The sequence below is a fragment of the Sphingopyxis sp. genome, from assembly GCF_035998905.1.
In the GTDB taxonomy this organism is placed as follows: domain Bacteria; phylum Pseudomonadota; class Alphaproteobacteria; order Sphingomonadales; family Sphingomonadaceae; genus Sphingopyxis.
The window spans coordinates 111,252-134,807 of the sequence record NZ_DASYHG010000025.1; the positions used below are offsets into that span (position 1 = coordinate 111,252).

Here is a 23,556-nt window from a genome sequence, read left to right on the forward strand (position 1 = left end):
TTGTTGCTGGTGCTCGCCGGTGCGGCGCTTCTCGCGAAGGGCTATTGGAATGCGACGCGCGACCCGGTGATCCGGACGGCGACCGTCAAGGTCGCCGGCTGGCCGGCGGGGCAGGGGCCGCTCAAGATCTTGTTGCTGTCGGACATCCACGTCGCGGGCCCCGATATGCCGCCCGCGCGGCTCGTGCGGCTCGTCGGCGATCTCAACCGGTTGAAACCCGACCTCGTTCTGATCGCGGGCGACCTCGTCAGCGAAAGGCGCGGTGCGACGCATATCTATACGCCCGCCGAGGTGGTCGCGCCGCTCGGCGGCCTGCGCGCGCCATTGGGTGTCGTCGTCGCGCCGGGTAATCACGACCATTGGTTCAGGCCCGACGCGCTGCGCGGCGAGCTTGAAAAGCGCGGTTTGCGCGTGCTGCAGAATGAAGCCGTGAAGCTTGGCCCGCTGGTCGTCGGCGGGGTCGACGATGATTATTCGGGACATGACGATATCCCCGCGACGCTCGCCGCGATGGACAGGCTGGGACCGGGCGTGCCGCTGCTCCTGACGCATAGCCCCGATATCGTCCCGAGCCTGCCGCGCCCCGTCGCCGCCGTCTTCGCGGGCCACACGCATTGCGGCCAGATCCGTTTCCCCTTCGTTGGTGCTTTGACCTATGTTTCGCGTTACGGCGACCGCTTCGCGTGCGGCGATATCGACGACAGGGGCCAGCGCGTGTTCGTCGGCGCCGGGCTCGGGACCAGCCTGTTGCCGCTTCGCTTCAACACCCCGCCCGACGCGTGGCTGGTCACGCTCACACCGAAAGCCGCATCCCGATGACCAGCCTCCAGAACCTCGTCGGCCTCGCGCCGCTCACCGTTGCCGGCGCGGCGGCGATGACCTTTGGTGCGGCCTATGTGCGCGGGCTGACCGGCTTCGGCATGGCGATCATCCTCGTGCCCTTGCTCGGGCTGATCATCGCACCCGGCGAGGCGGTGGTGCTTGGCATCCTGTTGCAACTGCTGATCGGGCCGGTCGGCATTCGTATCATCATGGCCGACGCCGATCGTGCGACCGCGGTGCCGATCGCGCTCCTTGCGATGGCGGCGACGCCCGTCGGCATGGTCGCGCTTGACGCGACGACGCCCGACGTCGCGCGGCTGCTGATCACGCTCGTCGCGGTCGGCGCTTTCGTTGCAGTGCTGCTGCCCAAACAGCCCGAGGGGCATAGACCCGGACGCACGGCTGTTGCCGTCACGGGCATATCGTCGGGCATCCTCACCGGCTTCGCCGCGATGCCGGGACCGCCGGTGGTGCCCTTTTACCTGCGCCGCCATCTGGAGCCCAAGGTCGCGCGCGCGTCGATGCTGCTCATCTTCTTCGGCACCGCGATCGCCGGCACGCTCGCCGCGCTTTGGGTCGGGATCGCGACCTGGCGCCTCTTCTTGCTGGCGGTCATCCTGTTCGCGCCGATGTGGTTCGGCAATTATTTCGGCGCACGCGCCTTCGGCCGCGTGCCGCCGCATATCTGGCAGGCGATGGTCGCGGTCGTGCTCGGCGTCGCGGCAGTGTCGGCGGTCATCCGCCTCCTGAACTAGAGGCTACGGAGCGCCTGCGCGGGCTTCGCCGACAGCAACGGCCAGCTTCCCGCGATCCCGATCAGGAAGGCGAGCCCGGCGCCGCCGACCAACGTCGCGCCGACGATGAACGGATCGGGCGCGAAGGTGAAGTCGAACAGGCTGACGACGACATAGCGCGCCGCGATCAGCCCGAGCCCGAGCGCGAGCACCGCAAGGATCGCCGCGAGCACGGCATATTCCATCGCTTGTGCGCCCAATATCTGCCCGCGCGTCGCGCCGAGCAGCTTCAGGATGACGCTGTCGTAGACGCGCCGCTCGCGGCTCGCGGCGATCGCGCCGATCAGCACCGCAATGCCCGCAAGGATCGCGATGCTCGCCGCCGCGGCGATCGCCTGGCTCATCTGCGTGAGCAAAGTCGTGACCTGCGACACCACGTCGCGCACGGCGATCAGCGACGCCGAGGGAAAGGCGCGCGGGATGCTGCGCGCGAGTTCGATTTCGGCTTGCGACCCCACCGCGACGGTCGCGACCATATTGTGCGGCGCGGCGTCGAAGGTGCCGGGCGAGAAGACGAGCACATAGTTGAGCCCGAAATTGTCCCAGCTCACGGTACGCGTCGATGCGACTTTCGCCTGAACCTCGACCCCCAGCACGTTGACCGACAGCGTATCGCCGATCTTCAGCCCCAGCGACGCCGCGACTTCCTCCTCGACGCTGACCAGCGGCGGGCCCTTGTAATCGGCCGCCCACCATTTTCCGCTCACCAGTTCACTGCCGTTCGGCAGGACGGGGCTATAGGTCAGCCCGCGGTCGCCGCGCAGCACCCAGGCGTTCTCGGGCAGTTCGGCAAGTTCGTCGACGCGCTGCCCGCGAAATTCGGTGACGCTGCCGCGCAGCGCGGGGATCATGTTGATCTGTGCGTCGGGGGCCGCGCCCATTACCATCGAACGGAATTGCGCCGCCGCGTCGCGCGGGACGTCGAGCACGAAAAAGCTCGGCGCCCGCTGCGGCACGGTGCGCGTGATCTCGGCGGTGATGCTCGTCTGGATCGCGGCGAGCGTGACGAAGAGCGTCAGGCCCAGCCCGAGCGCGACGACGAGCGCGCCCGTCGCAGCGCCCGGCCGATGCAGGTTCGCCAGCGCGAGGCGGAACAAGGGACGTTTCGGTCGCGGCAGGCGGCTCGCGGTGCGGCGCACCAGCCAGCCGAGCCCGACGAGGATCAGCAACAGGCCGACCGCCGCGCCGATGAAGCCCAAAGCGAACAAGGGCTCGCGCGCGGTGCCGACCGCGAGCGCAACGATCGCGAGGAAGGCGGCGGCGACGGCGGCCAGCGCCGGCCGGTCGATCCGCGCCGCGCGGTCGACCGTCGCGCGGTAGAGGCCTGCCGCGGGTACGTGCTTCGTCGCCGCGAGCGGCGGGAGCGCAAAGGCGATGGCGATGAGCAGGCCATAGGCCGCGCTGACGGCGAGCGGCAGCGGATAGAGCGCGAACCCCGGCCGCACCGGCAGCACATCGCCAGCGATGGCGCTGATCGCGAGCGGCGCAATCGCGCCGACGGCCAGCCCGGCGAGGATCGACACCGCCGCGACCGCCAAAATCTGCAAGCCATAGATGCGCAGTACGGCGGCGCTGTCGGCGCCGAGCACCTTCAGCGTCGCGAGGCCGGGACGCTTGCCCGCGAGATAGCTCGCGACGCCGTTGCCGACCCCGATGCCCGCGATCACCAGCGCGGCGAGGCCGACGAGCGACAGGAACTGCCCCATCCGCTCGATGAAGCGCCGCGTGCCGGGAGCACCGTTGCTGCTGTCGGTGATGTCCCAGCCGGCGTCGGGAAATTCGGCGGTCAGTGCCTTGCCGACCGCTTCGGGATTGGCGCTATCGGGCAGGCGGATGCGATATTTGCTTTCGTACAGGCTACCCGGCTGGACGAGCTGCGTCGCGGGCAGGTCGGCGAGACCGATGATCGCGACGGGGCCGAGGGTGAAGCCTTCGCCGAGCCGGTCGGGTTCTTCGGCGATCACGCCGTCGATGCGGAACATCTTGTCGCCGAACTTGACCTCGCCGCCGACCTTGAGGTCGAGGCGCGACGCCAGATCCTTGCCAATCCAGATGCCGCCCGGCGGCGGCGGGCCTTTGCGCGCGCCGCTTTCCAGCCGCATCGTGCCATAGAGCGGGTAGGCGGCGTCGACCGCCTTCAATTCGGAAAGCAGCGCGTCGCCGCCCGGCGCATTGGCCATCGCGCGCATCCGTATCGTCGCCGATGGTGTGCCGACGCGGCGGAAGCCCGCCATTTCGTCGGCGCTTGCCTGACGCTGTGGCAGGCCGAATTCGACGTCGCCGCCAAGGATCGTCTGCCCGCGCACTTCGAGTTCGGAGGTGATGCCGCTTGTCAGGCTGCCGATCGCCGCGAGCGTCGCGACGCCGAGGAACAGGCAGACCGCGAGCAGGCGCAGGCCGCGGATGCGCGTCGCGAGGTCGCGTCGCGCGATCCGCCAGAGCGTGGCGAGGGGCAGCATTTAAGCGACCCGCTCTTCGATCTTGCCGTCGTGCATCACGACGACGCGGTCGCAATGCTCGGCGAGTTCGGGATCGTGCGTGATGATCAGCAGCGTCGCGCCGAGGGCGGCGCGGCGCGCAAAGATCAGGTCGATGATCGCGTGGCCGGTCGCGGTGTCGAGGTTGCCGGTCGGTTCGTCGGCAAAGATGATCGCGGGCGAACTTGCCATCGCGCGCGCGATCGCGACGCGCTGCTGCTCGCCGCCCGAAAGCTGTGCGGGATAATGGGTGAGGCGGTGGCCGAGGCCGACGGCTTCGAGCTCGGCGGCGGCGCGGCCGAAGGGGTCGGCGAGGCCGGCGAGTTCGAGCGGCACCGCGACATTTTCGAGCGCGGTCATCGTCGGGAGCAGGTGGAAGGCCTGGAGCACGATGCCGATCCGGCCGCGGCGCGCGCGGGCGAGGTCGTCCTCGTCCAGCGTCGCAAAATTGAGCCCCGCGACGTTGATGCTGCCGCCATTGGCGCGCTCGAGCCCCGCTAGCACCGCCATCAGCGAACTTTTGCCCGACCCCGACGGGCCGAGCAGCGCGACCGATGTGCCGGCTTCGACCTCGAGATCGACGCCGCGTAAAATTTCAACCGGGGCCTTGTCGCTTCCAAGCGTGAGCGTCACATTATGGGCGGCGATCGCCACGTTCGGCGATTGTCGTTGGGCGTCGGGCAAGGAGAGGACCCTTTGAAATGAGAACGGCCGGATGGCGCTCTTTCCTGATATATGGTTGCGCAATCGCGCTTTGCCAACCGCTCGCCGCATGCGGATCGGCGGAAAACCCGCCGGCTTCGACCAACGACAAGGTCGCGGCGAAGGCGGCGCCCGCGGTCCCCGCCGATGCGCCGCTCGTCATTGCGTTCGGTGACAGCCTCTATGCCGGCTACCAGCTTGGACCGAAGGAAGGGCTTGCGCCGCAACTGCAGGCCGCGCTCGCCGACGACGGTGTCGTTGCGCGCGTCCAGAATGCGGGCGTTTCGGGCGACACGACCGCCGCGGGGCGCCAGCGGCTGACCTATGTGCTCGACAACGCAAAGGCGAAGCCCGCGCTCGTCGTGCTCGGGCTCGGCGGCAACGACATGTTACGCGGTATCGGTCCCGACCAGACGCGCGCCAATCTCGATGCGATGCTTGCCGAACTCAAAAAACGCGAAATCCCGGTATTGCTCACGGGCATGATGGCGGCGCCCAATCTCGGCAGCGACTATGCGGGCAAGTTCAACCCCATCTATCCCGAACTCGCGTCGAAATATGAGGCGAGCTTCTATCCGTTCATCCTCGACAATGTCGTCACCGACAAGGCGCTGATGCTCGCCGATAATCTCCATCCCAACGCCAAGGGGGTGAAGGTCGTCGCCGAGGGGCTGGCGCCGCTGGTCGAGCAGGCGTTGCCGAATACGGGCTAGCTCGCGCGCGGCCCGAACAATATGATCGCCGCACCGCCGAGGCACACGGCTGCGCCGATCAGGTCCCAGCGGTCGGGCTTGATACCCTCGACCGCCCACAGCCACACCAGCGCCGCCACGATATAAACGCCGCCATAGGCCGCATATGTGCGCCCGGCATGTTCGGCGTCGACGAGCGTGAGCAGGTAAGCGAACAGCGCCAGCGACGCCATTCCGGGGGCGAGCCACCACACCGGCTTGTCCATGCGCAGCCACGCCCAGAAAGCGAAGCAGCCTGCGATTTCGGCGAGCGCCGCGCCGATATAAGCCCATGCCGTCATCGGCTTACCGTGGCCGGATCGCGCACAAAAGAAAAGGGGCGACCGCGAGGCCGCCCCTTCCTGTTTCATCGCTGTCCGAAAAATCAGAAAGCGAAGCCGACGCCGACTGCGAAGGTGTCGAAGTCGCTGAAGTTCTCGATGAACTGGTGGCGATATTCGGCCTTGGCGTACAGGTTCTGGCCCAGCTTGTGCTGGTAACCGGCACCGACATAGGGATCGTCGATCTGGCCGAAGGTGTAGCCGCCGTTGACATAGGCCTTGCCGTTGGCGCCGACCTTGGCACCGAGGCGGGCACCCGACGAGAACTGGACCTTGGCGCCGTCGATCAGCACCTTGTCGCCTGCGATTTCGGCGCCAGCGAATGCCGTCGAGCCGAGGTCGAAATCATAGCCGGCCGCGGCGCCAAGCGTGGCGTCGTCGAGGCCGCTGCCCGTGACATAGCCGCCGCGAACTTCGACGCGGCCTTCGCCCTGTGCCATGGCGGGGGTTGCAACGATGGCCGTCAGGAGAGCGGCTGCAACTGCGAATTTCTTCATGTTCTTTTCCTTCTGCTTAATCCGGAACCGTGCCCTTTGGGTCGCGGCCCGCCTCGTAAATGGGGTTCGCGCCTGTCGCTGCAATGAATGGATCGTTCAGAATGTGACAATTTTCTTACCTGTGTTATTTTTACCACACAGTATAGAATAGGTATGCGTTCGCAATTCCGCGACATTGGCGGAAAATCGACGATATGATCGGATGATCACGCGCCGGATCGACGCCTTGCAGCGCAGCGGGCTTATCCCAGCGCGGCCTGTTTTTCTTCGGCGATCCGGTCGAGTTCGGCGCGAGTCGGCTTGGTCGCTGCGCTCTTGAGCTGCCCGCACGCGGCCATGATGTCGCGCCCGCGCGGCGTACGCACCGGCGCCGAAATCCCCGCCTTGAAGATCAGGCTGCTGAATGCGCGCACGCGCTCGGGCGACGAGCATTCATAAGGTGCGCCGGGCCAGGGGTTGAAGGGGATCAGATTGACCTTCGCGGGCAGTTTGTATTGCTTGATCAGCCGGACGAGCTCGCGCGCATCCTCATCGCTGTCATTCTTGTCCTTGAGCATCACATATTCGAAGGTGATGCGCCGCGCATTGTTCGCGCCCGGATAGTCGGCGCACGCCTGCAGCAGTTCCTCGATGCCATATTTGCGGTTGAGCGGCACGATCTCGTCGCGGATTTCCTTCGAAACCGCGTGCAGCGACACCGCGAGGTTGACGCCGATCTCTTCGCCGGCGCGCGCCATCATCGGGACGACGCCGCTCGTCGACAGCGTAATCCGGCGCTTCGACAGTGCGAGCCCGTCGCCGTCCATCACGATCTTGAGCGCGCCCTTGACCTCGTCGAAATTATACAGCGGTTCGCCCATGCCCATCATCACGATGTTGGTGAGCATCCGGCCGTCGGCGGTATAGTGTCCCGCCTCGTCGTCATAATCTTCGTCCTCCGGATCGGCGCCGAAGCCCGCCATGGTTCCCTTGGGCCATTCGCCGAGCGCGTCACGCGCGAGCAGCACCTGCCCGACGATCTCGCCCGCGCCGAGATTGCGGACGAGGCGCATCGTGCCGGTGTGGCAGAAACGGCAGTTCAATGTGCAGCCGACCTGGCTCGACACGCACAAGGTTCCCCGATCGGCGTCGGGGATGAAGACCATCTCATATTCCTGGCCGTCTGCGGCGGCGAGCAGCCATTTGCGCGTGCCGTCGTTCGACACCTGCGCCTCGCGCACCGTCGGGCGACCGATGATGAAACGGTCGGTCAGCCAGGGACGCATCGTCTTGGCGATGTCGGTCATCGCCTCGAAATCGGTGACCCCGCGGTGATAGATCCAGTGCCAGATTTGCTTGGCACGCAGCTTCGCGCCCTTGGCGTCGAGACCCGCCTCGACCAGCACGCCGCCGATCGCGTCGCGCGTCAGCCCGACAAGGTCGATGCGGTTGCCGCCGCGCAAGGGAACGGTGCCCGTCGTGACGGGGTCGATATGGCCGGGAATCTGCATGATGCGCGGCCATATAGTGGCAAAGCGCCGTTTGCGCCAGCCCCGGCGGCAAACGGCCCTTTCCTGCCCGTTACAGCGACTTCAGCATCGCCAGCACCTGTGGCACCGTCCCGTTCGCCTCGGCATTGCGCAGCGGCATGACGTTCTGCACCAGGATCTCCTCGGGCGTCGGCTCCACCGCGAACAGCGCCATTACCTCGTCGGCGAACTCGTCGAGCGGCATATAGCCCTCGCGCGTCGACTGGCCGGGGGTCAGGTCGGTACGCACCGCGGGCGGCGCCAACTCGATAACCTCGACCTTGCCTTCGAGCTGGATGCGCAGCGCGACCGAATAGCTGTGCATCGCGGCCTTGGTCGCCGAGTAGGTCGGTGCCTTGGGGAAAGGCACGAAGGCGAGCCCCGACGTGACGTTGACGATCGCGCTGTCCGCCTGCGCCGCCAGATGGTCGACCAGCGCGTCGGTCAGTCGGATCGGGCCGAGGATGTTGGTGACAACAGTCGCTTCCGCCTGCGTCAGGTCGCGCTTGGTGCTCGCATCCTCGGCATTCATGATGCCGGCGTTGTTGACGAGGACATTGAGCGAAGGAAAGCGCGCGACGACCGCGACGGCAAAGGCCGCGATCGCGTCGGGGTCGGTGACGTCGAGCGACACCGCGTGCATGTTCGCGCGGCCGATGGTGGCGGCCGCCAGTTTGTCGGCATTGCGCCCGGTTATGATCACCGTGTTGTCCGCGTCGTGCCACCGCTGTGCGAGCGCGAGTCCGATGCCCGAACCGCCGCCGGTGACGAGGATGGTGTTGCCTGTGGTTTTCATGGATGGCCTCCTTCGGGGTGGTGAGGAGGCCTGAATATCCCTATACTCTCCAAAAGGAAGTAGGCACCCAAAAGTGCCATAGTTACCGGAAAGAGAGATTTGGATTTTCCGCCATGCCCACGCCCGAAAAAATATCCTATGATCCGAATGCGCCGGTCGATCCGCGCGTCGAAACGCTCGTCAACGAACTGATCGGCCGAGTCGCCGACAAATGGACGCTGCTCGTTCTCGAAGAGCTGGAGGATCACGGCACCTGCCGATTCACCGAATTGGGACGGCGCGTTCCCGGCATCAGCCAGAAAATGCTGACGCAGACGCTGCGTCAGATGGAGCGCGACGGGCTGCTCGTGCGGACGGTGCACCCCGTGGTGCCGCCGAAGGTCGAATATTGCCTGACCGACCTCGGCCACAGCCTCGGCGAGGCCTTTTGCGGCGTGTGGGTGTGGGCGGAGGCCAATCTGGAAAAGGTCGCGAGGGCGCGGATGGCGTTCGACGCGCGGGGGTAGCGTGGGCATCTTATGGGCAGCTGTCGACCGGAAGCGGACGTTTCGGTTCTTATAACTTCGTCATTCCCGCGAAAGCGGGAACCCAGTGTGGGATCAGCTTACGCACGCTCTGGGTCCCCGCTTTCGCGGGGATGACGAATATTGGGTGTGGCAGCTTCCCACACCAAAGCCGCGGAAGTCCGGCTCGACGCCACCGGGGAGGGGCGTGGGACGGCACATAATCCACAAGAAAAGCCGGGACCATGATCGTGCCCGAATCATGGCCCCGGCTTTGACGGGCCCTGCAACTTGGGTCCGCCGGTCAGTTGCGGATCGAGCTGACCCGGATCGGCGCGTCACGCGTCGCATCGGCGACGACGACATCGGCTTGTGCGGAGGCGACGCGCTTTGTGTCGCGGCGGCATTGCCGCACGTCATTCTTGCCCGCGATGTCGAAATCGGGCGCGGTGCCGCATACCTCGACGACGGCGCGCCAGATGCGGCGGTCGAGCGCCTTGGTGCCGGCCGCGGTCCGCAGGTCGAGGTCTTTGTGCGCCACCGCGACGCTCGGGTTCGCGGGGGCGGTTTGCGCCGATACGGGCTGGCCGATCGATACGGCAGCGAGGGCGGCGAGGATCAGAAGCTTTTGCATCTTGAGTCTCCATCGGCCGGCTGGGGAGGAGGGGAGGAAGCCGGTAGGACAGAGTTAATCGATCGCCGGGAGCGAAAGGAGCAACGATGTTGCGCGGCCATTCTGCAAAATTGCAGAATGAGGACGGGGCGATTATGTCGCACAAGACCGCATGTATGATTGGAACGACCTGAAGGCCTTTCTGGCCGTTGCCGAGACCGGCAGCACGCTGTCGGCGGCGCAGGCGATGCGCGTCAGCCAGACGACCGTCGCGCGGCGCATCGCCGCGCTCGAGGAGGCGACCGGCCTCAACCTGTTCGAGCGGCGGCAGGCGGGTTATGCGCTGACCCCGGTGGGCGAGGCGATGGTGGCGAGCGCGGTTGCGGTGCGCGATGCCGCCGACCGCTTCGGCGACGCGGCGGGCGCGCGGTCGCGCGATGCGGGTGGCACGGTCAGCCTGACGACGATGGAAATCTTCGCGGTTACCGTCCTGCCGCCGATCCTGCGCGACCTGCGCGCCGCGCATCCCGGAATCCATATCCATCTCGACACGTCGGACGAGCCGCGCGATCTCGCCGCCGGCGCCGCGGACATCGCAATCCGCAGCAGCAAGCAGCCCGCGGGCGCGGGTCTCGTCGGGCGGCGCATCGCCGACAATCCTTGGACCGTCTATTGCAGCCGCGCCTATGCCGATCTCCACGGCATCCCGCACGGCCGCGCCGAGCTTGCGACGCATCCCTTCATCGGCGGTGGCGGCGGCGTCTGGGAACCCTATCAGGCATGGCTGCGCCAGCACGGGCTCGAGGAATCTGTTGTGATGCAATATGACTCGGGCTCGGGGCTGCTCGCGGGGGTGCGTTCGGGCATGGGCCTCACCATCCTGCCCGCCTTCATCGCCGACCGCGAACCCGACCTGATCCGCTGCATCCCGCCCAAGACCGAGGACACGACGGGACTCTGGCTGCTCACCCACGAACGCCTGCGCCACGTCCCGCGTGTGCGCCTCGTCCTCGATTTCCTCGCGGCCGAACTGACGAAGCTCGCCCGCGGCTAGGCGAGCGCGGCCTCGACCGCCGCCTCGACGTGCAACGCCAGCGTGTCGAACAGCGGCACCGCGCTATCGGCTTCGCCGACGAGCAGCATGATTTCGGTGCAGCCGAGGACGATGGCCTCGGCGCCGTCGGCGACCAGCGCGGCGATGATCCGCCGATATTCGGCGCGCGACGCGTCGCGGATCACGCCCTGCACCAGCTCGTCGTAGATGATCCTGTGGACGATCGCGCGATCGGCGTCGCCGGGGATTCGGGCCTCGATTCCCGCCGCGGCCATGCGCTCGGTATAGAAGGGCTTTTCCATCGTGAAGGCGGTGCCGAGCAGCCCGACGCGCGAAAAGCCCGCGGCCTTGACCGCGGCGATGGCGGGGTCGGCGATGTGGAGCAGCGGCACCGGCGTCGCGTCCTCTACCGCCTCGGCGCAGAGGTGCATCGTATTCGCGCAGATCAGGAGCAGGTCGGCGCCGCCCGCCGTCAGCGATCGCGCGGCATCCGCCATCTGTCCGTCGAGCACGTCCCAGTCGCCGCTCGCCTGCAATTCGGCGATGGGTGCGAAATCGAGCGACAACAACAAGACGCGCGCCGAATGCAGCCCACCCAGCCGCGCGCGCACGCCTTCGTTGAGCAGCCGGTAATATTGCGCCGAGCTTTCCCAGCTCAAACCGCCGATCAGGCCGATTGTCTTCATGCGTCCGTCCGTTCCGAAATGGCTGTCCTACAATATGGCGCCGGTCTAGCCTGCCGGGCGATGATGTGCGACACAGCTTTCCTCCTGACCGCTACAGACGCTCTTCCGCGCCCCGCAACGCGCGCGGCGGAATGCGATTTGCGAATGAAGTTGCGCAGTTTTCCGCCGTGTCCCAAAACGGCCTCACCGCAGCTTCGCGCACCCCAGCGCCGCCGCGTCGATCGCGGTCGCGGCGCCGCGCAGGCGATAGGTGTCGGCGATCGCGCCGCCAGCGGTGGTACCGCTTTCGACGCTCATGCTCGGCGCCGACCGCATTGCGGCGACGATCGCAGCATCCATCCGCGGGCCACTGGCCCAGCCGTGTGCGCCATTGCCGGTCAGGATGAAACGGCGGCTGCCGATCGTCAGGCGCAGCTCACGATCGGGTGCGCGCGCTTTCGACAGGCGGACATAGAATTGCCCGCGTATGCGCGACTTGGGCCAATATCCGATGCTGGCATAGGCTTTGACCTGCGGCGTGCCGATCGTCGCCGACGGCGCGGCGAGGGCGTAGCAACGCGGGCTTGCGGGATCGCGGAACGCACCCCAGCCGTCGAAAATGCCGAGCGCGGTCGGGCCGGCGGCCAGCACCGTGACGGGCATCGCCGCCGCTATCAGGAAAAGGGAGGCCCAGCGCCGCATCGGCCCTCGTTTGCGCGATTGGGGATGCTTTGCAAGCATGGCTTGCACGCATCGTCCCGTGCGTTAAGGAAGGTGGACATTTTCAGGGGCCAGAATCGGGGCGCGAATCGCCTCCGATGGTCTGTCCCTCAGGGACTTTTCCCGAGAAGCACGCAGGATGGCGGATTAGAATGAAAGCGACGATCGAACGCGCAGTGTTGTTGAAGAGCCTCGGCCACGTCCAGTCGGTGGTCGAACGGCGCAATACCATCCCGATCCTCTCGAACGTGCTGATCGAAGCCGATGCGTCGGGCCAGCTCAAGCTGATGGCGACCGACCTCGACTTGCAGGTCGTCGAAACGATCGCGGCCAAGGTCGAGACGCCGGGCACCACCACCGTGTCGGCGCACACTTTGTTCGAAATCGCGCGCAAGTTGCCCGAGGGATCCGAAGTCAGCCTCGCCGCCGCCGAAGGCAAGATGCAGGTCAAGGCCGGCCGCTCGAACTTCAACCTGCCGACGCTGCCGCGCGACGATTTCCCGGTGATCGCCGAAGGTGACCTGCCGACCAATTTCGAACTGCCCGTCGCCGAGCTGATCCAGATCATCGACAAGACGCGCTTCGCGATCTCGACCGAGGAAACGCGCTATTATCTCAACGGCATCTTCCTGCATGTCGCCGAGGATGCGTCGGGTCCGGTGCTCAAGGCTGCGGCGACCGACGGCCACCGCCTTGCGCGCTACACCGTCACGCGCCCCGATGGCGCGTCGTCGATGCCCGACGTCATCGTGCCGCGCAAATGCGTCACCGAAATCCGCAAGCTGCTCGACGAGGCCGAAGGCAATGTCGAAATCAGCCTGTCGGCGTCGAAGGTCCGCTTCCAGCTCGGCAATGCGATCCTGACTTCGAAGCTGATCGACGGCACCTTCCCCGACTACAGCCGCGTCATCCCGACCGCGAACGACAAGCTGCTCAAGGTCGATCCGAAGAGCCTCTATCAGGGCGTCGACCGCGTCTCGACGATCGCCAGCGAAAAGACCCGCGCGGTCAAGGTCGGGCTCGACAAGGACCGCATCACGCTGTCGGTCACCAGCCCCGAAAACGGCACCGCCGCCGAAGAGGTCGCCGCCGCCTATGACAGCGACACGATGGAGATCGGGTTCAACGCCCGCTATCTCAGTGATATCCTCGGCCAGGTCGACGGCGACAGCGTCGAACTCCACCTCGCCGACGCGAACGCGCCGACGCTGATCCGCGAAAGCGAAAAGAGTCCGGCGCTCTATGTGCTTATGCCGATGCGGGTCTGACGACCGCTCAAGCCTGAAACGAAAAAGGCCCCGCGATTGCGGGGCCTTTTCTTATCCGGCCTTCGCGACCCGCCAGATCACCCCGCCGGTGTCGTCGGCAACCAGCGCGCTGCCATCCTTTGCAACTTTCACATCGGCCGGGCGGCCGCGGGTGGTCTTGCCGTCCTTGCCGAGGAACTGGTCGAGCACAGTGACCGGCAGCGCGTCGGCGGGCTTGCCGTTCGCGCCGAACTTGACGAACACCACGTCATAGCCGGTGACGGGTTCGCGGTTCCACGACCCGTGGCGCGCGACGAGCACGCCGTTGGCGAAGCGCTCGCCGAGGTCGAGGCCCTGCGTGAAGGTCATGCCGAGCGGCGCGGTGTGGGCGCCGAGTCCATATTCGGGGCGCTTGACATATTGCCGTCGATCCTCGGCCTCGGGTTCGACGCGCGGGTCGATGTAGCCACCCCAATAATACCAGGGCCAGCCGTAGAAATCGCCTTCGGTGATGTCGGTCAGATAGTCGGGGACGAGGTCGCTGCCGAGCATGTCGCGCTCATTCACCACGGTCCACAGCCGGTCGGTGCCGGGGTAGAAGCCGAGCCCGACGGGGTTGCGGATTCCGGCGGCAAAGGTGCGCATATATTTATTCTCGGGCCGCACCTCGAGCACGCTGGCTCGGCGGAATTCGCGGTTCATCCCCGCTTCGCCGATATTGGAATCGGCGCCGACGCCGATATAGAGCCAGCCATTGGGTGCGGCGGCGAGGCTCTTGGTCCAGTGGCGGTTGGTTCCCTTCGCCGGCAGGTCGACGATCTTCGCGCCCTTGCCGGTCATCTTCGTCTCTCCCGCCACATAGGGGAAAGCGAGCAATGCGTCGGTGTTGGCGACATAGAGCGTCGAGCCGACCAGCGCCATGCCATAGGGCGAATTGAGCCCCCTGATATAGGCGGTCTTCACCTCGGCCTTGCCGTCGCCATCAGCGTCGCGAAGCAGCGTGATACGGTTCGCCGACGGCTTGCGGCCCGCGCCGCCCTTGCCCATCAGATTCTTCATCACCGCGCCCTGCACGCCGCCGTCCTTGCGCGGCGGGCTCTGCGATTCCGCGACCAGTACGTCGCCGTTCGGCAGGACGAGGATGGTGCGCGGGTGGTCGAGCCCTTCGGCGAACCGTGCGACGGCGAGGCCCTGCGCGGCACGCGGCGCCTGTCCGGCGGGCCAGTTCGTCGCTTCGGGCACGTTGACCGTCGGGAAGTTCTCGGTGCGCTGCGAAGCCATGACGGGTACCCGGCCGCTGAGTTCGGCGGTCGAGAAGCGCGCTACGTCGGGGCGCGACATGATGTAGAAGGTGATGCCGCCGGCGATCAGCAGCAGCAGCAGGGCGAGCAGGGCATATTTCAGGATCTTGCGCATGGCACCCTGTCTACACGGGCCAAGCGCGGCGTCAAAGGGGGTTGCACGCGCGCGACAAGGTTAACCGCGGACGCATTCCGATTAACCTTACCCGGTTGTTCATTACGGTTGGGAACGGCGCGGTGAGGGGCGGGGCGTAAGACGACCGTCCACATAACGGACCAGGAATTCGATGCACCTGCCAGCCCCTTTTCTGACCGATCGCGCTGCGGTCGAGGATGCCCATGCGCTGATCAACATGCATGGCGAGGAAGCGGGTTTCGCGGCTGCTGCGCGCGCCGAGCAATATCGCGTGCTCGGCAATCACGTCCATTTCGCCCGCTGGCGCCAGATCGAACGGCTGATCACCTATCTGGCGGTCGAAGACGTCCTCGACACGGTGCACTAGGCGTTACAGCCGCAATCCCGCCGTTTCGGGCAACCCCGCCATGATGTTGAGGTTCTGGACGCAGGCGCCGCTGGCGCCCTTGCCCAGATTGTCGAGCCGCGCGACGAGGCGCGCCTGGCTGGCATCGCCATTGGCAAAGACGAAGAGTTCGATCCGATCGTCGCCCGTATCCGACGCGCGCAGCAGCATTTCGCCGTCCGCCGGTGCCTCACCCATGACCACGATCGGACTCGCAGCGTAAAAATCGGCGAGCGCCGCGCGCAGCGCGTCGGGCGATGCGGCGGTGGGCATGGCATTCAGCGGCAACGGAACCTCGACCACCATCCCGCGGTGTGCGGCGATCACTGCGGGCGAAAAGAGCGGGCCGATCGACAGGCCGCACCGCGCCTGCATCTCGGGCACATGCTTGTGGCCGAGCGCGAGCGCATAGCCGCGCCATGCGATGTCGGTATCCGCTTCGAAGCGTTCGATCAGCGCCTTGCCGCCGCCCGAATAGCCGCTGACCGCGTGGCAGATATAGGGCCAATCGGCAGGAAGCAGGCCCGCCTGCACGAGCGGCGCGAGCAGCGCGATAAAGCCCGTCGAATAGCAGCCGGGGTTCGACACGCGCGAGGCGGCGGCAACGGCATCGTGCCCGCTGACTTCGGGGAAGCCATAGACCCAGCCCGGCGCGACGCGATGCGCGGTCGATGCGTCGATGACGCGCGTGCGTTCGTTGCCGATCATCGCGACCGCTTCGCGCGCCGCATCGTCGGGCAGGCATAGGATCACGAAATCGGCATCGTTCAACGCTTCGCGCCGCGCCGCAGCGTCCTTGCGGCGCGCATCGTCGAGCGTGACCAGCGTGAATTCGTTCCGCCCCGCAAGGCGCTCGGCGATTTCGAGGCCCGTCGTACCCGCCGCGCCGTCGATGAAAACCGTCTTTGTCATATCTTATCGCAGTCTTTTATATCCGCTCACCGGCGGATCATGATCCTTTGCAGCCGAACGCGCGATGACGTCGGCCAGCGGCTCGGCCTTCACCGCCATCCATCGTCGGCTGGCATGGATGATGTTGCGGTCGTCGGCCATGATGCCGACATGGCCGGGGAAGAAGACGAGGTCGCCGCGCGCGAGCGCTGCCGGATCGACATCCTTGTCGGCACCGAGCGACGCAAGCTGAAGGTCGCTGTCGCGCGGCAGCTGGATGCCGGCCCCGGCCCAGGCAAGCTGGACGAGGCCCGAACAATCGATGCCTTTCGCGGTGCGGCCGCCCCACGCATAGGGCGTTCCAATCATCTCCTCGGCAAGCGCTGCGGGATCGTCACCTTCTGTCCCGACTTCGGTCAGCGCGGCGAGCGGAAGATAGCCGTGCGAGGTCGCGAGCCATTCGCCCTCAGGTTCGCCCATCACCAGCGCACCACGCGGCAGGACGGCAGGGCCGCCGCTCGCGGCGTCGGGCGCGCTGTGGAGCATCGCTTCGATCATCGCGACGCGGTGGGTCGGGGCGATCGGCGCGGCGAGCGCCTCGGCGGCGAGATAGCCGACATAATGGTCGGCGAGGCAATAACCCCACGCCCAGCCGCCGGTGAGGTCGAGCAGCGCAAAGCCTTCGCCGAACAGCAATTCGCTCGTCTGGTCAGCGTCGACCGACGGCGATGCGCGCAGCGATGCGGCGGGCAGCACGCCGCTGCGCATCATCGGTGCGGCATAATGCGGTGCGAAATGTGTTCCGGCGACGGCGATATCGGCAAGGTCGGGGCGGATCGCGACGACGCGCGGGTCGAACGCCTGCGACGTACCCGTCAGGCCAAAGCGATCGCGGCCCGCGCCGACGACGCCGGGACGCCCCATGCGCACGCGATTGGCCCCTGAATTTTCACCGCTTTTTGCTGTCACTTGCCGTCCTGTGTAAACCCGACATCCGCGCGCCGCGGACAATCGCGCGCCATTAGACCAGCAGGCCCCGCTTTATCAAGAATGTTCAGTTTTTCCCGCGCCGGTCGTAGCGCGACTGGAGCATCGCCCATGCCGCGCGCAATCCCAATGCGGCACCGCCTTTCGGACGTCCGTGCTTGGCCGCGGGGCGCCATGCGAAGGTGTCGACATGCGCCCATGAGGTGCCCTCGGGTACGAAACGCTTCAGGAACAGCGCCGCGGTGATCGTCCCCGCGAAGGGCGAACTGCCCGCATTGCCCAAGTCGGCGATGTCGGTTTCGAGCAGGTCGGCATAACCATCCCACAGCGGCATTCGCCACAGCGGGTCGTCGCGATCGATCCCGCCCGCCAGCATCGCGTCGGCGAGCGCGTCGTCGTTGGCAAAGAGCGGCGGCAGGTCGGGACCGAGCGCGACGCGCGCGGCGCCCGTCAGTGTCGCGAAATCGACGATGAGTTCGGGCTTGTCTTCGCCGGCTTTTGCGAACGCGTCGCCGAGCACCAGCCGCCCCTCGGCGTCGGTGTTGCCGATCTCGACCGTCAGGCCCAGGCGGCTTTTGAGCACGTCGCCGGGGCGGAAGGCGTCGGCCGAGATGGCGTTTTCGGCCGCGGCGACGAGGCAGTGGAGGCGGACGGGCAGCCCGCTCGCCATCACCAGTTCGGCGAGCGCGAGGACATGTGCGGCGCCGCCCATATCCTTCTTCATCAGCCGCATGCCCGCCGCGGGCTTGATGTCGAGCCCGCCGCTGTCGAAGCTGATCCCCTTGCCGACCAGCGCGACGCGGGGGTGGTCATCCTTGCCCCACTCGATCTCGATCAGGCGCGGCGCATGATGCTTCGCGGCGGCGCGGCCGACGGCGTGGATCATCGGATAGCCCTGTTCGAGCGCCTCGCCCTTGGTAACGGTGAGCTTGCCGCCATGCGCCTTGGCGATGCGTTCGGCAGCTTTCTCGATCGCTGCAGGTCCCATGTCGGCGGCGGGCGTGTTGACGAGGTCGCGGACGAGCGCGACCGCACGCATTTCGGCGACCAATGGCGCGATCGCGCCGACGTCGCTGGTCAAGAGGACGCGCGGGCCTTTGGTCGGCGGGTTCGATTTATAGGTGTCGAAACGATATTGCGCGCTCATCCAGCCGAACAATGCCTTGCCGGGCTGCTGGCCTTCGAGGCGGTAGCGGCCTTCGGGCAGGATCTGGCCCAGCTTGGCGAGGCACCAGGCCGACAGGCTGTCAACCTTGGCGACCGTCGTGACGACGGCCCATTTTTCGGGATCGTCGCCGGGCAGGATCGCGTGGACGAACGCATCGGGTTTGAAGCCGACCGCGGCGAGGTGCGCGCGTTCGCGTGCGCTGCGGCCCTTCAGCCAAGCGTCATAGCCCTGCTTGTCGACGAGATGGATCGTGCGCGCATCCTGTCCCTTGTCGGGCTGGATCAGGTCGGAATAGTCGGTCATGCGGCCGTGCTAGGCCGCTTGGGATATTTTGTCGATTCCCGGCGTTATGCCTGCATGACGACTTCAAATTCCCGGCGCACCGCCATTCCGATCTTTGCCGCCGCCTTGCTGTTGGCGGGCTGTTCCGAAGACAAGCCGACGCCGGCGGAGAAAGCCGCAGCGGCCGCCGTCCCGGGCGCACCGCCGGACGGACCCGCCGACATCGCCTCGAAAAATGCTCCCGCTTCCAACGTCAAGGAAAGCAATGAGCTGATCGAGTTCGCCTACTCCTATCCGCGCGACGCGGCGGCGATTCCCGAACTGGCGGCATGGCTCGACGGCGATCGCGCGACGAAACGCGACGCGCTGATCGCCGCGGCGCAGCGCGACAAGGCGGCGGCAGAGAAGGGCGGATTTCCCTATCGTGCGCATAGCCATTTGCAGGCGTGGCAACGGGTGACGAGTACACCGCGCTTTCTCAGCCTGTCGGCGGAGATCGGAACCTATACGGGCGGCGCGCACGGCATGACGACCTTCGACACGCTGCTATGGGATCGCAACCGGCGCAAGCAGCTCAAACCGCTCGACCTGTTCACGAGCGGGGAGGCGTTCGACGCCGCGATCAAGGATAACTTCTGCGCCGGCATCAAGCGCGCAAAGGCGGCCAAAGGCATCGTCGCCGACGAGGCGTCCGACAGTGTCTTCGCCAAATGCCCGCCCGCTTCGGCGCAGACGGTTTGGCTCGGGTCCACCGACGGGCGCTATCTCGATCGGATGACGATTGCGATCGCGCCTTATGAAGTCGGCGCCTTTGCCGAGGGCAGCTACAAGATCAACGTGCCCGTGACCGGCGCGCTCGTCCGCGCATTGAAGGACGAATATGCGCGCGACTTCCTCCCGATCAACTAAGCGCAAGGATAAGGTCATGGCGAAGCAGCCTAAAGCCGGCAAGGTCGGCGAAACCGCGAAGGAAAAGAAGGGCAAGCGGAACGCTGCGGCGAAGCTCCGCCGCGCCGTGGGGTCGAGCAAGACGATCGCGGATCCGCCATCCGACTGCGAAGCCGATCTCGACCGCGCCCCCAAATGGCAGCCGCATTATCCGGGGTCGGGACGCCTCGACGGCAAGGTTGCGATCGTCACCGGCGGCGACAGCGGGATCGGCCGTGCGGTGTGCGCGCTGTTCGCGCGCGAAGGCGCCGATATCGCGATCGTCTATCTCGAGAACCGCGCCGACGCCGTCGAAACCGCCGCGATCGTCGAGGCCGAGGGACGGCGTGCGATCGCGATCAAGGCCGATGTCGGCAAGGCGAAGGCGGGGGAAAAGATCGTTGCGCAAACCGTCGGAAAGTTTGGCCGCCTCGACATCCTCGTGAACAATGCCGGCGAACAACATCCGGCGGAGGATATTCGCGATATCAGCGCAGAACAGCTGCAGCAGACTTTCGCGACCAACATTTTCGGCATGTTCTACCTGGTTCAGGCGGCGCTGCCGCATCTGAAAAAGGGCGCGGCGATCGTCAATTGCACCAGCGTCACCATGTATCAGGGGTCAAAGGGCCTGCTCGATTACAGCGCCACCAAGGGCGCGATCACGGCATTCACTCGCTCGCTCAGCGAAAATCTGGTGAGCAAGGGCGTCCGCGTGAACGCGGTGGCGCCGGGGCCGATCTGGACCCCGCTCAATCCGCGCGGCGGTGCACCGGCGAAAAAGGTCGCGACCTTCGGCGAAAGCACCCCGATGAAGCGGCCGGGCGAACCCAATGAGGTCGCGCCCTGCTTCCTGTTCCTCGCGTGCGACGATAGCAGCTATATGTCGGGTCAGGTGCTGCATCCCAACGGCGGTACGATCGTTAATGGCTAGCGGGGCGGGCAAGGAGAAACGCCATGCCAGCCAAATCGAAAGCCCAGCAGAAAGCCGCCGGCGCCGCACTCAGCGCCAAGCGCGGCGATACGCCCAAGTCGAAACTCAAAGGCGCATCGAAAGAGATGGCCGAGAGCATGACCGAAAAGCAGCTCGAAGATTTCGCCAAGGGCTCGACCAAGGGCAAGCCCGAACACGTTGATTGAGGTTTACTCCGCGGCTTCGAGCTCCGCCGGAGCCGCTGCCGCTTTCGCTTGCGCATTGGTAAAGGTCAGCACCCCGTCGGCGATCGCGCCGGTGCGCATGTCGACCCGGTCCTGGACATAATTCTGGCTGAGCCGCCAGGGCAGCGCGACCGTGCTCTTCGGCATGATGTGCAGCGAACGCTGGATATAACCCGACGAGAAGTCGAAGACATTTTCCTCTTCGAGGCTCGACGGATCGGCGAGAACGGGGGTGGCGACCGTCGTTCCGCTATCGCGCATATGGTTCAGCACGCGGCAGACATATTCGGACACGATGTCGGCGCGCAGCGTCCAGCTCGCGTTGAGATAACCGAACACCGCCGAGAAGTTCGGCACGTTCGAGAACATGCACGCCTTGTAATAGAAATGATCGTGCCAATCGACGGGCGCGCCGTCGACGCGCACCGGGATCTTGCCCGCGACCGCGAGCTTCAGGCCCGTTGCGGTGACGATGATGTCGGCGTCGAGGTGCTTGCCCGATTTGAGCTGGATGCCCGTCGCGTCGAACTTCTCGATATGATCGGTCACCACCGCCGCCTTGTCGGCCTTCATCGCTTCGAAAAAATCGGCGTCGGGGACGAGGCACAGGCGCTGATCCCACGGATTATAGGGCGGGGTGAAGGCTTCGGCGTCGTAGCGGTCGCCAAGGCTCGCCTGCAGCTTCTTGGTCAGGAATTCCTTGACCTTCTCGGGCTTCTCGCGTGCACGGCGGAAGGCGAGGTCCTGCAGCCGGACATTCTTGAAGCGCGTAATCTTGTAAGCAAGCTCTTCGGGCAGGAATTTGCGCAGGAAATTCGCGAAGCCATCCTTCGCCGGACGGATGAAATACCAGGTCGGCGTGCGCTGCAGCATCGTGACGTGCGCGGCTTCCTTCATCGACGGGACGATCGTCACCGCAGTTGCGCCCGATCCGATCACGACGACCTTCTTGTCCTTGTAGTCGAGATCCTTCGGCCAGAATTGCGGATGGATGATCTGGCCCTGGAAATCCTCGCGACCTGAAAACTGCGCGTCGAAGGGCTCGTCGTAATCATAATAGCCCGAGCCGAGATAGAGCCAGCGCGCGGTCGTGGTCGAGGTCGCGCCCTTGCTGTCCTCCATCGTCACCGTCCAGCGCGCAGCGGCGCTGTCCCAATCGGCACCGACGACCTTGCTGTCGAGACGGATGCGCTCGCGGATATGGCGTTCGTCGACGATGCGGTTGAGATATTCGAGGATCGACGGCCCGTCCGCGATCGACTTTTCATGCTTCCACGGCTCGAACACGAACCCCAGCGTGTGCATGTCGCTGTCCGACCGGATACCGGGATAGCGGAAGAGGTCCCACGTGCCGCCAAGCTGTTCGCGACGCTCGACGAGCGCGAAGCTACGGTCGGGGCAATTCATCTGGAGATGCACCGCCATGCCGATTCCGGAAATGCCCGCGCCGACGATCAGCACATCCTGATCGACCGGTGCAGCTTTCGTATCTGCGGGGCGTTCCATCGTCGCCGTGCCTGCCATCATCCTGTCTCCCGACTATGTTTGATGGGTAGATTACGCACCGCGTTTCATTTTGCAATCGAATTGACGTTTACGGAAAGTGCGGCGGCGATGAAGCGTCCTTGTCGCTGTCACATTATTGTCATAGGGGCGTAACCACTTTGTCACCCATGGGCTCGCGCGCCCGGAATCCAGCGGAAAGGATGAAAGCCTCATGCGTCAGATCGCCGTCCTTCCCTATCGATTCGGTGGTCCCGCGCAGGACGGGCCGACCGAAATCCTGCTGATCACATCGCGCGAGACGAAGCGCTGGGTAGTGCCAAAGGGCAATCCGTTGACCGGCATGACGCGCCACGCCGCCGCCGCGGTCGAAGCCGAGGAAGAGGCGGGCGTGATCGGTGCAGTCTGCCCGACGCCGATCGGCAGCTATGAATATCGCAAGCGCCGCGCTAACGGCGCGTCGATCATGTATAATGTCGAAGTCTTCCCGCTCGCGGTGACGAACGAGCTCGAAGACTGGAAGGAAATGGACGAACGCGACCGCAAATGGTTCTCGTTCCGCGACGCTGCGTCGGCGGTCGAGGAACCCGATTTGCAGGCGTTGATCCGCTCGTTCGGCGATGGCGGTTTCCGCGCCGTCGCCCAGCCGCGCGGGGTCGTCGAAAATGTAGCAGACAAGACAGGGGTTAGCTGGATGTTCGCATGGTTTCAGCGTTTGCTGCCGCGACAGGGAAATTTCTTTGAATTGTTCGAAAGCCACGCCGCGACGCTCGTCGCCGGGGCGAACGCCTTGTCGCGCATGTTGCAGGGCGGCGAGGGCATGGCCGACCATGTCCAGGAAATCATCGAGCGCGAGCATGACGCCGATGCGATCACCCGCGAAGTCCTCCAGACCGTCCGCCGCACCTTCCTGACCCCGTTCGACCGCAGCGCGATCACCGACCTGATCGCCTCGATGGACGATGCGATCGACGAGATGCAGAAGACCGCGGGCGCGGTCGACCTGTACGATGTCACCGAATTCGAACCCGAAATGCGCGACATCGCCGGCATCATCGTCGACGCCGCGCGACTGACGGCAGAGGCGCTGCCGCTGCTCCGCAACATCGGCGCCAACGGCCCGCGGCTCCACGAGCTGACCGAGCGGCTGGTGCGGATGGAGGGCCATGCCGACGAGATCCACGCCGCCGGCCTGAAGCGTCTGTTCCGCGAGCATGGCGAATCGAACCCGACCCGCTTCCTGATCACGCGCGAACTCTTCCGCCATCTCGAACGCGTCACCGACAGCTTCGAGGATGTCGCGAACGAAATCGACGGCCTGGTCATCGACCACGCATAAGCGGGGGCG

General features: G+C 65.8%; 25 protein-coding genes. 11 read left to right on the forward strand and 14 right to left on the reverse strand.

The annotated features are described in order from the left end of the window. The first annotated feature begins 9 nt into the window (after window positions 1-9). On the forward strand, window positions 10-819 hold the full coding sequence (locus VGN62_RS14960; RefSeq protein WP_327455610.1) for a metallophosphoesterase: 810 nt from the start codon (window positions 10-12) through the stop codon (window positions 817-819). Then, a complete protein-coding gene (locus VGN62_RS14965) occupies window positions 816-1,577 on the forward strand; it encodes a sulfite exporter TauE/SafE family protein (protein WP_327455266.1) in 762 nt (253 codons plus the stop codon). The genes VGN62_RS14960 and VGN62_RS14965 overlap by 4 nt, the downstream gene beginning before the upstream one ends. Here the strand turns inward: VGN62_RS14965 and VGN62_RS14970 are convergent. Together VGN62_RS14970 and VGN62_RS14975 are read right to left on the reverse strand one after the other, a co-directional pair. Then, window positions 1,574-4,075 carry an ABC transporter permease gene (locus tag VGN62_RS14970; protein ID WP_327455268.1) on the reverse strand — a complete coding sequence of 834 codons (2,502 nt, stop codon included), beginning with the start codon at window positions 4,073-4,075 and terminating at the stop codon, window positions 1,574-1,576. The two genes, VGN62_RS14965 and VGN62_RS14970, sit on opposite strands and share 4 nt — an antisense overlap. Continuing rightward, window positions 4,076-4,747, reverse strand: a complete 672-nt coding sequence (locus VGN62_RS14975; protein ID WP_327455270.1) for an ABC transporter ATP-binding protein — start codon at window positions 4,745-4,747, stop codon at window positions 4,076-4,078. 47 nt (window positions 4,748-4,794) lie between these two features. Here VGN62_RS14975 and VGN62_RS14980 point away from each other — a divergent pair, with 47 nt between their 5' ends. Then, the gene (locus tag VGN62_RS14980) at window positions 4,795-5,508 is read left to right on the forward strand and encodes an arylesterase (RefSeq protein WP_327455272.1); all 714 of its coding nucleotides are present in this window, start codon (window positions 4,795-4,797) and stop codon (window positions 5,506-5,508) included. Here VGN62_RS14980 and VGN62_RS14985 read toward each other — a convergent pair. From VGN62_RS14985 to VGN62_RS15000, 4 genes are all read right to left on the reverse strand, one after another. Beyond that, window positions 5,505-5,828 carry a YnfA family protein gene (locus tag VGN62_RS14985; RefSeq protein WP_327455274.1) on the reverse strand — a complete coding sequence of 108 codons (324 nt, stop codon included), beginning with the start codon at window positions 5,826-5,828 and terminating at the stop codon, window positions 5,505-5,507. The two genes, VGN62_RS14980 and VGN62_RS14985, sit on opposite strands and share 4 nt — an antisense overlap. An 83-nt stretch (window positions 5,829-5,911) precedes the next feature. Continuing rightward, the gene (locus tag VGN62_RS14990) at window positions 5,912-6,364 is read right to left on the reverse strand and encodes a hypothetical protein (RefSeq protein WP_327455276.1); all 453 of its coding nucleotides are present in this window, start codon (window positions 6,362-6,364) and stop codon (window positions 5,912-5,914) included. Window positions 6,365-6,606: 242 nt separating this feature from the next. Then, window positions 6,607-7,854, reverse strand: a complete 1,248-nt coding sequence (gene rlmN, locus VGN62_RS14995; RefSeq protein ID WP_327455278.1) for a 23S rRNA (adenine(2503)-C(2))-methyltransferase RlmN — start codon at window positions 7,852-7,854, stop codon at window positions 6,607-6,609. 70 nt (window positions 7,855-7,924) lie between these two features. Beyond that, on the reverse strand, window positions 7,925-8,668 hold the full coding sequence (locus tag VGN62_RS15000; protein WP_327455280.1) for an SDR family oxidoreductase: 744 nt from the start codon (window positions 8,666-8,668) through the stop codon (window positions 7,925-7,927). Window positions 8,669-8,781: 113 nt separating this feature from the next. Between VGN62_RS15000 and VGN62_RS15005 the strand changes: the two genes are divergently transcribed. Beyond that, complete coding sequence (locus VGN62_RS15005; RefSeq protein ID WP_327455282.1) at window positions 8,782-9,174, forward strand: helix-turn-helix domain-containing protein; 393 nt, start codon at window positions 8,782-8,784, stop codon at window positions 9,172-9,174. A 301-nt stretch (window positions 9,175-9,475) separates the two neighbouring features. Here VGN62_RS15005 and VGN62_RS15010 read toward each other — a convergent pair whose 3' ends face one another. Beyond that, a complete protein-coding gene (locus VGN62_RS15010; RefSeq protein ID WP_327455285.1) occupies window positions 9,476-9,805 on the reverse strand; it encodes a UrcA family protein in 330 nt (109 codons plus the stop codon). Between the two features lie 151 nt (window positions 9,806-9,956). Here VGN62_RS15010 and VGN62_RS15015 point away from each other — a divergent pair, with 151 nt between their 5' ends. Then, a complete protein-coding gene (locus VGN62_RS15015; RefSeq protein ID WP_327455287.1) occupies window positions 9,957-10,838 on the forward strand; it encodes a LysR family transcriptional regulator in 882 nt (293 codons plus the stop codon). Here VGN62_RS15015 and VGN62_RS15020 read toward each other — a convergent pair. Both VGN62_RS15020 and VGN62_RS15025 read right to left on the reverse strand, forming a co-directional pair. Further along, a complete protein-coding gene (locus tag VGN62_RS15020; protein WP_327455289.1) occupies window positions 10,835-11,524 on the reverse strand; it encodes an aspartate/glutamate racemase family protein in 690 nt (229 codons plus the stop codon). The two genes, VGN62_RS15015 and VGN62_RS15020, sit on opposite strands and share 4 nt — an antisense overlap. Window positions 11,525-11,707: 183 nt before the next feature. Next, on the reverse strand, window positions 11,708-12,205 hold the full coding sequence (locus tag VGN62_RS15025; RefSeq protein ID WP_327455291.1) for a hypothetical protein: 498 nt from the start codon (window positions 12,203-12,205) through the stop codon (window positions 11,708-11,710). Between the two features lie 170 nt (window positions 12,206-12,375). Between VGN62_RS15025 and dnaN the strand changes: the two genes are divergently transcribed. Then, window positions 12,376-13,491 carry a DNA polymerase III subunit beta gene (gene dnaN, locus VGN62_RS15030; RefSeq protein ID WP_327455293.1) on the forward strand — a complete coding sequence of 372 codons (1,116 nt, stop codon included), beginning with the start codon at window positions 12,376-12,378 and terminating at the stop codon, window positions 13,489-13,491. 51 nt (window positions 13,492-13,542) lie between these two features. Here the strand turns inward: dnaN and VGN62_RS15035 are convergent, their stop codons facing one another. Beyond that, on the reverse strand, window positions 13,543-14,886 hold the full coding sequence (locus tag VGN62_RS15035) for a sorbosone dehydrogenase family protein (protein WP_327455295.1): 1,344 nt from the start codon (window positions 14,884-14,886) through the stop codon (window positions 13,543-13,545). A 172-nt stretch (window positions 14,887-15,058) separates the two neighbouring features. Between VGN62_RS15035 and VGN62_RS15040 the strand changes: the two genes are divergently transcribed. Then, window positions 15,059-15,274, forward strand: a complete 216-nt coding sequence (locus tag VGN62_RS15040) for a hypothetical protein (protein WP_327455298.1) — start codon at window positions 15,059-15,061, stop codon at window positions 15,272-15,274. A 3-nt stretch (window positions 15,275-15,277) separates the two neighbouring features. Here VGN62_RS15040 and argC read toward each other — a convergent pair whose 3' ends face one another. From argC to VGN62_RS15055, 3 genes are all read right to left on the reverse strand, one after another. Next, the gene (argC, locus tag VGN62_RS15045; protein ID WP_327455299.1) at window positions 15,278-16,204 is read right to left on the reverse strand and encodes an N-acetyl-gamma-glutamyl-phosphate reductase; all 927 of its coding nucleotides are present in this window, start codon (window positions 16,202-16,204) and stop codon (window positions 15,278-15,280) included. A gap of 3 nt (window positions 16,205-16,207) precedes the next feature. Beyond that, window positions 16,208-17,152, reverse strand: a complete 945-nt coding sequence (locus VGN62_RS15050; protein ID WP_327455301.1) for a C40 family peptidase — start codon at window positions 17,150-17,152, stop codon at window positions 16,208-16,210. A gap of 85 nt (window positions 17,153-17,237) precedes the next feature. Next, entirely contained in the window at window positions 17,238-18,641 is a 1,404-nt protein-coding gene (locus VGN62_RS15055) for a leucyl aminopeptidase family protein (RefSeq protein WP_327455303.1), read from the reverse strand. Between the two features lie 54 nt (window positions 18,642-18,695). Between VGN62_RS15055 and VGN62_RS15060 the strand changes: the two genes are divergently transcribed. From VGN62_RS15060 to VGN62_RS15070, 3 genes are read left to right on the forward strand one after another with little or no spacing between them, the layout of a single operon-like run. After that, the gene (locus tag VGN62_RS15060) at window positions 18,696-19,529 is read left to right on the forward strand and encodes a DUF4163 domain-containing protein (RefSeq protein ID WP_327455305.1); all 834 of its coding nucleotides are present in this window, start codon (window positions 18,696-18,698) and stop codon (window positions 19,527-19,529) included. Between the two features lie 16 nt (window positions 19,530-19,545). Then, complete coding sequence (locus VGN62_RS15065) at window positions 19,546-20,481, forward strand: SDR family oxidoreductase (RefSeq protein WP_327455307.1); 936 nt, start codon at window positions 19,546-19,548, stop codon at window positions 20,479-20,481. 23 nt (window positions 20,482-20,504) lie between these two features. Then, the gene (locus VGN62_RS15070) at window positions 20,505-20,687 is read left to right on the forward strand and encodes a DUF3008 family protein (RefSeq protein WP_037511241.1); all 183 of its coding nucleotides are present in this window, start codon (window positions 20,505-20,507) and stop codon (window positions 20,685-20,687) included. 3 nt (window positions 20,688-20,690) lie between these two features. On the opposite strand, the gene VGN62_RS15075 is transcribed toward VGN62_RS15070, so the two are convergent. After that, entirely contained in the window at window positions 20,691-22,229 is a 1,539-nt protein-coding gene (locus tag VGN62_RS15075) for an NAD(P)/FAD-dependent oxidoreductase (RefSeq protein ID WP_327455612.1), read from the reverse strand. Window positions 22,230-22,422: 193 nt separating this feature from the next. Here VGN62_RS15075 and VGN62_RS15080 point away from each other — a divergent pair, with 193 nt between their 5' ends. Then, window positions 22,423-23,547 (forward strand): DUF47 family protein, encoded by a 1,125-nt coding sequence (locus VGN62_RS15080; RefSeq protein WP_327455309.1) that lies wholly within the window; start codon window positions 22,423-22,425, stop codon window positions 23,545-23,547. Window positions 23,548-23,556 lie beyond the last annotated feature (9 nt).